Consider the following 2,036-nt stretch of genomic DNA (forward strand, 5'->3'; position numbering starts at 1 on the left):
TTCGCGGTGAGCCCCGACGGCGCGGCGCTGCGCGCCCACCATTGAAACCCACGGCCCTCACCCCAGCAGGGGCTGCACGGCGGCCTCGAGCAACGGCGCCGCGACCGGTCCCTCGAATCTGTTCCTGACGATGCCGTGGCGATCGATGACGATCGTCCACGGTTCGGTCTCGAAACCCCACGCCTTCACTGCTGGTGCCCGGTTCGCCGCCGTGGGCGCCGGGGGTCGCAAGGCCTTGCCCGGTAGGTAGATCTCGACGTGGATGAAGCTGGCCCGATGACGTGCGATCTGGGACGAGGTGAGGATGACCTCGTCGGTCACGGGGGCGCAGAACCTGCTCTGGCAAAGAAGCGGAGTCGAGAACACCACGATGGTCGGGCGGCCTCGCCTGAGTGCCCGGTCCAACGAGATGGCATGCATGTGGCAGGGAGGCTGCCTGGTGCAGATCTCGCCCAACCCCTGCTCGGTCGTCGATGTCGGAGTCGGCACCGAGACGGCGGGCGACCCCAGCGCCGCGGGAACGTGACCCGTGACGACCGGAATCGCTCCCATCGCCGCGACATGCAGACCCGCGCCCACGGCCCGTGCCAGGACGTACCAGTCGCCGGCGCTCGGAAGGTTCAGTGAGACGTCGAACAGACCGGGGATGTTCGTCCGCGGTGATCGGTCGCCGGTGCGACCGTATGCGGTCAACCCGTACCAGGATGCGGTCGCCGGGCCGATTGCACGGGACTGCTTGTCCTCGGCGATCCAGACCTCCGGGCGCCCCCCCGTCAGAATTTGACCCAAGGTTGAGGCGAGATCGAACGCGAACCGGTTGACCCCCGGGTTCACGGCCGTCACGGAGCTCAGCAGTGAGTAGGTTCTGGACCCGCTCGCGAGTTCCGACATCGACCCGGCCGGCGCAGCCGATGCCCCCGACGACCCGCAGGACGCGAGCATCGACGAGAGGACCATTCCGCCCCCGGCGGCGAGCAGCATTCGGACGGCGTCCCGCCTGCTCAACTCGGTCAATGTGGGGATGGGAGGCACGGGCCGGAGAGCCTGCATCCGACGCTATCGAAGGTTCGCGGATGCCGCCACCAGGAGTACGCACGGCACGGCCGCGATGACGCACGCTGCTCCGTAGGCGAGCGGTGTCATCCACGTTCGCGCAGCGTGTCGATCCGCGCTGAGACGCTGAACCCTGCAGGCGACGTTGCCACCGCGGCCCGCGAGCGCCCCGGCGGGCACGACCCCTCGAGCCACATGAACGATGGCGGCGGCGAGCGCCGTCGTCGATTCGCGCCTCGCAGCGGAATCGTCGGCGAGCATCTCCACGAGCGCGCGCACCGAAGCGAGGCCGTCCCGGGCAAGCGGCAGCCACGGAAGCGCGGACGCGAGAGCGGCGAAGGGCAGCACCGCCAGATCGTGACGTGCGCGGAAGTGCGCCCGTTCGTGCGCCAGCACAGCCTGCAGCTCGCGCTCGTTCAACAGCGAGAGCGTGCCGGTGCTGAGAACCACCCTCGGCCGAAGGCCGGGCACGCCGTACGCGACCGGCGACGGGTGCTCGAGCAGGAGCATTCCGTCGTCGCCCGAAAGTGGCTCCGCGACGAGGCCGAGCACCCGACGGTGCTTCCGTCGTTCCAGCGCGGTCCTGCGAAACTCGTTCGCGAGAAGGACCACGAACTGGATTCCGAGTCCCAGCGCGAGTACGACCAGCGTCAGCTGGAGCGGGCTGAAGGCGCCCCAGCGACACTCCACCAGGCACCACAGCGCTCTCCTGAGGCCCGGAACGAATGCCATCCGCCACGGGCGGATCCCCACGCTCAGGATCACGCCGACCGTGGCGACGAGCGCCGCCACCGCGAAGGCGAACCACAGCGCCAGCGCGGCTCTCGGGGCCCTCGCTTGCCATCGAGCACGATGCAACATGCTCGGTCCCGCCCACGCCGAAGCCAACCCGAATACCATGACGGCACCGAGCAACACCTCTCCGGTCATCGGCGTCGCTTTGCGGGAAGGGCGTCGCGCAACGTCTTTGCGTCGGCGTCGCC

At 69.3% G+C, this 2,036-nt stretch carries 2 protein-coding genes; both read right to left on the reverse strand.

Features of this window, described 5'->3' with window-relative positions:
* Positions 1-57: 57 nt before the first annotated feature.
* Positions 58-981: a hypothetical protein gene (locus VMS22_20135; protein HXJ36351.1), complete on the reverse strand. Its 924-nt coding sequence runs from the start codon at positions 979-981 to the stop codon at positions 58-60.
* A gap of 75 nt (positions 982-1,056) precedes the next feature.
* A complete protein-coding gene (locus VMS22_20140; protein HXJ36352.1) occupies positions 1,057-1,845 on the reverse strand; it encodes a M56 family metallopeptidase in 789 nt (262 codons plus the stop codon).
* Positions 1,846-2,036: the final 191 nt, after the last annotated feature.

This window comes from Candidatus Eisenbacteria bacterium, from assembly GCA_035577985.1.
Taxonomy (GTDB): Bacteria; Desulfobacterota; Binatia; order DP-6; family DP-6; genus DATJZY01.